This window comes from Streptomyces sp. NPDC002324 (genome assembly GCF_053593335.1).
Window position 1 is genome coordinate 162,595 of sequence record NZ_JBSFCF010000020.1, and the last position, 6,258, is coordinate 168,852.

General features: G+C 72.5%; 4 protein-coding genes, 1 rRNA gene and 1 pseudogene. 1 reads left to right on the forward strand and 5 read right to left on the reverse strand.

Annotated elements, in window-relative coordinates; genetic code table 11:
• Nucleotides 1-11: 11 nt before the first annotated feature.
• Nucleotides 12-1,055, reverse strand: coding sequence for a FecCD family ABC transporter permease (locus tag ACWCRJ_RS25365; protein WP_450941429.1), 1,044 nt, complete (start codon nt 1,053-1,055; stop codon nt 12-14).
• A gap of 66 nt (nt 1,056-1,121) precedes the next feature.
• Entirely contained in the window at nt 1,122-2,150 is a 1,029-nt protein-coding gene (locus ACWCRJ_RS25370; RefSeq protein ID WP_450941430.1) for an HAD hydrolase-like protein, read from the reverse strand.
• 220 nt (nt 2,151-2,370) lie between these two features.
• Here ACWCRJ_RS25370 and ACWCRJ_RS25375 point away from each other — a divergent pair, with 220 nt between their 5' ends.
• Nucleotides 2,371-3,663 carry a DUF1015 family protein gene (locus tag ACWCRJ_RS25375; RefSeq protein ID WP_450941431.1) on the forward strand — a complete coding sequence of 431 codons (1,293 nt, stop codon included), beginning with the start codon at nt 2,371-2,373 and terminating at the stop codon, nt 3,661-3,663.
• 88 nt (nt 3,664-3,751) lie between these two features.
• Here ACWCRJ_RS25375 and ACWCRJ_RS25380 read toward each other — a convergent pair whose 3' ends face one another.
• From ACWCRJ_RS25380 to rrf, 3 genes and pseudogenes are all read right to left on the reverse strand, one after another.
• Nucleotides 3,752-4,690 carry a hypothetical protein gene (locus tag ACWCRJ_RS25380; protein ID WP_450941439.1) on the reverse strand — a complete coding sequence of 313 codons (939 nt, stop codon included), beginning with the start codon at nt 4,688-4,690 and terminating at the stop codon, nt 3,752-3,754.
• A 255-nt stretch (nt 4,691-4,945) separates the two neighbouring features.
• Nucleotides 4,946-5,659 (reverse strand): annotated as a pseudogene (locus ACWCRJ_RS25385) (tetratricopeptide repeat protein); the annotation flags it as partial.
• A gap of 506 nt (nt 5,660-6,165) precedes the next feature.
• A 5S ribosomal RNA gene (rrf, locus tag ACWCRJ_RS25390) occupies nt 6,166-6,258 on the reverse strand; the annotation flags it as partial.

Sequence of the window (6,258 nt, forward strand, 5' to 3'; positions counted from 1 at the left end):
GACCTGCGTCTTCACAGCTGCGCCGTCCTTCGCCGTCGTACGAGAAAGATGAAGACCGGCCCGCCCAGGATCGCGGTGACGATGCCGACCTGCAGCTCCGCGGGCCGTACCACCATGCGGCCGACGACGTCGGCGCCGAGCAGCAGCACGGGCGACAGGACGGTCGCGTACGGGAGGATCCAGCGCAGGTCGGGCCCGGTGAAGGACCGTACGACGTGCGGGACCATCAGCCCGACGAACACGATCGGCCCGCAGGCGGCGGTCGCGGCACCGCACAGCACGGTGGCGGCGCCCATCGAGAGCGCGCGGGTGCGGTTGAGGTCGGCGCCCAGCGCGCGGGCGGTGTCGTCACCCATGGCCATCGCGTTCAGCGGCCGGGCGAGCAGCAGCGCGACGACCGTGCCGACGGCGAGGAACGGCAGCACCTGCGTGATCGTCTCGTCGGTCGCCGACGCGAGCGAACCGACCGTCCAGAAGCGCATCTTGGAGAGCGCCGCGCCGTCCATGATCATGACGGCCTGCAGATAGCCGTAGAGGGCGGCGCTGACGGCGGTGCCCGCGAGGGCGAGCCGCACGGGTGTCGCGCCCCGGCTGCCGCCGAGGAACCAGACCAGCGCCCCGACCGCGGCGGCACCGGCGAACGCGAACCACACGTACCCGCTCAGCGAGGTGACGCCGAAGTAGGTGATGGCGGTGACCACCGCGGCGGACGCGCCCGCGTTGATACCGAGCAGGCCCGGGTCGGCCAGCGGGTTGCGGGTGAGCGCCTGGAGCACGGCTCCCGCGAGACCCAGCGCGGATCCCGCGAGCAGGCCGAGGAGGGTGCGCGAGACCCGTTCCCCGACGACGGCGTCACCGTACGTCCCCGTGTCCTCGAACAACCCGTGCCAGACCTGCGCGAAGGACAGTTCCTTCGCGCCGATCGCGATACTCGCCAGGGCGACCAGGACGAGGATCAGGACGGCCGCGAGGAGCCCGACGGCTCGTACCGCCCGGCGGTTCGGAGGCGCGGGGGCGGTCTCCGCGCTCGGTTCAGGAGGACTGTCGACCAACACCCGGTTAGGTTAGCCTACCCTCCCTTACGGGCTCGATCGCGGCCCCCTCCAGGGGGCACCGCACGCTCACAGCCCCAGCCGGGCCAGCGCCTTCCCCCCGTCCAGCTCGCACGAGCCCTCCCCGGCAGCCGTCCAGGCGGCCGCGCACAGAGCTCGCAGCCCGTCCAGCGCCGAGCCCTCGCCGTCCAGTTCCAGCCGCTCCGCTCCGGCGGTCGCCGTCCAGCCTCCGCAGCGGAAGCCCGCGCCCGCCTCGACGACCTCCGGCTGCCCGGTGAGCATGCCCCGCAGATCGGCGTCGACATACGTCGGCCGGTGCTGCGGGGGCGCGGCCAGCAGCTGCGCGCCGTCGGTCACGCCGGTCAGCACGAGCAGCGAGTCGACCTCGCCGTTGAACGCGCCCTCGATGTCCGTGTCCAGCCGGTCCCCGACCACCAACGGCCGCTCGGCACCGGTCCGCAGGATCGTCTCCCGGTGCATCGGCGGCAATGGCTTGCCCGCCACCTGCGGCTCGGCGCCGGTCGCGATCCGCACGACCTGCACCGCCGCCCCGTTGCCGGGCGCGATGCCCCGCGCACTCGGGATCGTCAGGTCGGTGTTGGACGCGTACCACGGCACGCCGCGAGCGATGGCGTAGCAGGCCTCCGCGAACCGCCCCCACGGCAGGTCGGGGCCGCCGAATCCCTGCACCACGGCCGCCGGATCGTCGTCCGCCGACTCGACCGGTTCGAGACCCCGCTCGCGCAGGGCCACCCGCAGCCCCTCCCCGCCGATGACCAGCACCCGCGCGCCGGCGGGCAGCTGCTCACTGATCAGCCGGGCGACGGCCTGCGCCGAGGTGATGACGTCCCCCGCCTCGGTCGGTATACCCAGCGCGGTGAGATGCGCGGCCACCGTGTCGGGGGTCCGCAGCGCGTTGTTGGTGACGTACGCGAGGTGCATACCGCCCGCGCGCGCCGTGCCCAGGGACTCCACGGCGTACGCGATCGCACTGCCACCCGCGTACACCACCCCGTCGAGATCGAGCAGCGCCGTGTCGTACGCCTCGCTCAGGGCCTGCCCACTGCCGTCGGGCCGTGTCCTGACTGCCTGGCTCATTGCACTCCGCTCCTCGCTCGGTCCACCGGTCGGCCGATCGGCTGGTCACCCGGTCACCCGGTCACCCGCCGACGGCCCGGCGATCGGGCCCTGATCGGGTCGGTGATCGGGCCTGGGATCGGCCCGGTGATCGGCCTGGTGATCGCCCGGTGGGTCAACAATCGGTTAGGTCACTTTCCCCGATCATCCCTCACAGCACCGGCACCCATACGATGCATCAATGAACTACGCAGGTCCCGCGGAGGAGATCCCGGCGCGCAGCGGCCTCGAACTGACCCCGTTCCGGGGGCTTCGCTACGACCCCGACCGGGTCGGCAGCCTGGCCGCCGTGACATCACCGCCGTACGACGTCGTCGTACGGCCGGACGGTCTGCTCCACCTCGAATCCGCCGATCCGCACAACATCGTCCGCCTGATACTCCCCCAGGCCAGAACACCCACCGCCCGCGACGAACAGGCGGCCGACACCCTGCGCCGCTGGCTCGCCGACGGCGTCCTCGCCGCCGACAGGGAGCCCGGCCTCTATGTCTACGAACAGGCGGACGGCAGCATCCTCCAGCGCGGCCTCATCGGCGCCCTGCGCCTCTCGGAGCCGTCCGCCGGGGTGGTCCTCCCGCACGAGGACGTCATCCCCCACGTGATCACGGACCGCGCGGCCCTGATGCGCGCCACCTCCACCAACATGGAGCCCCTGCTCCTCACCTACCGCGGCGACGGCGCAACGGCCGGGGCGACGGCCGTGGTCGAGCGGACCACGGAACGGGCCCCACTCCTCGCCACGACCACGGAGGACGGCTTCAGCCACCGCCTGTGGGCCGTCACCGACCCCGCCGACCTGGCCGAGATCCAGGCCGACCTCGCCCGCCACCAGGCCCTGATAGCCGACGGCCACCACCGCTGGGCCACCTACCTCCGGCTCCGCACGGAACACCCGTCCCCCAGCCCCTGGGACTACGGCCTGGTCCTCCTCGTGGACACCGCCCGCTACCCCCTCCGGGTCCGCGCGATCCACCGCCTCCTCCACCGGCTCGCGGTCCCGGACGCTCTCGCGGCCCTGGACGGCCGGTTCCGCGTACGCCGCCTGGACGTCCCGCTCCCCGAGGCCCTGGAAGCCCTGGCCGAAGCGGCCGCCTCCGGCAACGCCTTCCTCCTCGCGGGCGACGGCTCCTTCCACCTCGTCGACCGCCCGGACCCGGATCTTCTCGCCCGCACGATCCCCACCGACCGCCCGGCCGAGTGGCGCACCCTCGACGCGACCGTGCTGCACGCCACCCTCCTCGACCACGTCTGGCGCATCCCCGAGGACTCACCGGCCCACGTGGCCTACATCCACGACACGGCGGCGACCGTCGAGAAGGCCGAACGCGACGGCGGCACGGCCGTCCTGATGCACCCGGTCCGCGAGGAAGTCGTACGCGATCTCGCCCGCCAGGGCGTCACCATGCCCCGCAAGTCCACGTCGTTCGGCCCGAAACCGGCGTCGGGGCTGGTGCTGCGCGCGCTGAACCTTTGAGGGATCCCCCCGGGAGCGGGCATGCAAAAGGGCGGGACCCCGTCGTACGGGATCCCGCCCTGACACGGCCTTCGCCGGTTCGCCGGGGTCAGTCCTTGTCGTCCCGGACGTCGACGGCATCGACGACATCGACGCTGTCGGGGGACGCCTCGTCCGTCACGTCCACGTCCACGTCCACGTCCACGTCGGCAGCGTCCTCGTCGGTGACGTCGTCCTCGTCGGAGGTGTCGTCCTCGTCGGTGTCGCCGTCCGGGCCGTCCTGCTCGTCGTGGCTGTCATCGACGGCCGGTTCGTCCGTGACCGACACGCTCAGCGGCGCCTCGTCACCCTCGTGCCCGCCCTCTTCGTCGCCGAGGGCGTCGACGAACTCGACGCCGTCCATCTCCGCGAGCCGGTCCGACGCGTCGGTGCTGCCGTCCTTGTCGGCCTCGACGGCCTTGGCGAACCACTCCCGCGCCTCGCCCTCACGCCCGGCCGCGAGCAACGCGTCGGCGTACGCGTACCGCAGACGCGCGGTCCACGGCTGTACGGAGCTGGAGGCCAGCTCCGGGCTCTGCAGGGTCACGATGGCCGCGTCGAGCTGGTCCATGTCGCGCCGCGCGCCGGCCGCCACGAGCCGCATCTCGACCTGACCGGCCTTGTCCAGCTTGTGCACCTCGGGGGCACCGGCCATGTCCAGCGCCTTCTCGGGCCGCCCGAGACCACGCTCGCAGTCCGCCATGACGGGCCACAGGTCGACATTGCCGGTCATCCGCCGAGCCGCCCGGAACTCCGCGAGCGCCTCGCTGTACTTCTGGTTGGCGTACGCGGCGAAGCCGGCCGCCTCACGCACGGCGGCGACGCGCGACGCCAGCCGCAGCGCGACCCTGGAATAGCCGTACGCGCCCTCGGGGTCCTCGTCGATGAGTCGCGCGACCATCACCAGGTTCTTGGCGACATCGTCGGCGAGCGTCTTGGGCAGGCTCTGCAGCTCCTGCCGTACGTCCTTGTCGATCTCCTCGCCGGTGACGTCCTCGGGGATCGGCAGCCGCTTGATCGGCTCCCGGTCCCGGTCCCGCTCGTCGCGGAAACGCCCGCCGCCGCGCCGGTCGTCGCCACCACGCCGGTCGTCCCGGTCACGGAACCCACCGGGGCGGCCACCACGATCGTCCCGACGGGGGCCACGGCTCCGGTCGTCGCGTCCTCGGTCGTCTCCACGCCGGTCGTCACGGCCACGGTCGTCGCGGCCGCGGAACCCGCCGGTGCGCTCCCCACCGCCACGGTTGTCGTCACGACGGAACCCACCACCGCGCTCACCGCCACGGCTGTCATCACGACGGAACCCACCACGGTCGTCATCACGACGGAAGGAGGGACGGTCACCCTCACGACGCTCAGGACGGGCCGGACGGTCGTCACGCCGGTCATCGCGGCGGTCGTCACGGCGGAATGCGGGCCGGTCTCCGCTTCCGCGGTCGTCACGCCGGAAGTCGTCACGCCGGTCGTCACGCCGGAACGGCGGACGCCCACCTCGGTCGTCTCCACGCCGGTCGTCACGGCCACGGTCGTCGCGGCCGCGGAACCCGCCGGTGCGCTCCCCACCGCCACGGTTGTCGTCACGACGGAACCCACCACCGCGCTCACCGCCACGGCTGTCATCACGACGGAACCCACCACGGTCGTCATCACGACGGAAGGAGGGACGGTCACCCTCACGACGCTCAGGACGGGCCGGACGGTCGTCACGCCGGAACCCACGGTCCCGATCGCCGCCCCGGTCACGGTCGTCCCGACGGAAGCCTCCACGGTCTCCGCCGTCCCGACGGTCGTCACGGCGCGGACCCGCACCCGCGGGGCGGTCGTCGCGCCGGAACGCGGGACGGTCGTCGCGGCGGGCGAAGCCCCCACGGTCGTCACCACGTCGGTCATCCCTGCGCTCGTCCCGCCGGAAGGCCGGCCGGTCGCCGTCGCGGCGGAAGCCACCACGGTCCCCGCCGTCCCGACGGTCGTCACGACGCGGACCCGCACCCGCGGGGCGGTCGTCGCGCCGGAACGCGGGACGAGGCCCACGATCGCCCTCGCGACGGTCGTCCCGCCCCCGGAAGCCACCGCCGCCGCGCTGCTCACCGCGGTTGTCGTCACGTCGGAAGCCACCACGGTCGTCACGACGGTCATCGCGCCGGAACCCGCCACGGTCGTCACTTCGACGGTCGTCACCACGGCGGTCATCGGGACGGCGGTCGTCCCGCCGGCCGTAGCCACCGCGGTCGTTGTCCCGACGGTCGTTGTTCGGACGGTCGTTGTTCGGACGCGGCCCACCGCGATAACCACCACGGTCACCACTGTCCCGTCGCCGCTGGTCGCGCTCCGGTCGATCGTCGGGAGAGTTGGTGGACATGGTGACTCCTGTCTTCGGTACCGCAAGTCATTCTCGCGCAGCCGGATACCCGGCGCGCTCCGGAAAAACAAAAAAGGACCCCTGGTCCCAGCTGTACGCTGGTGACCAGGGGTCCTTCAAAGATTGTTCGGCGGCGTCCTACTCTCCCACAGGGTCCCCCCTGCAGTACCATCGGCGCTGTAAGGCTTAGCTTCCGGGTTCGGAATGTAACCGGGCGT

Coding starts and splice junctions, on each gene's coding strand:
- ACWCRJ_RS25370 (WP_450941430.1), bottom strand. CDS start 2,150: ATGAGCCAGGCAGTCAGGACACGGCCCGACGGCAGTGGGCAGGCCCTG.
- ACWCRJ_RS25375 (WP_450941431.1), top strand. CDS start 2,371: ATGAACTACGCAGGTCCCGCGGAGGAGATCCCGGCGCGCAGCGGCCTC.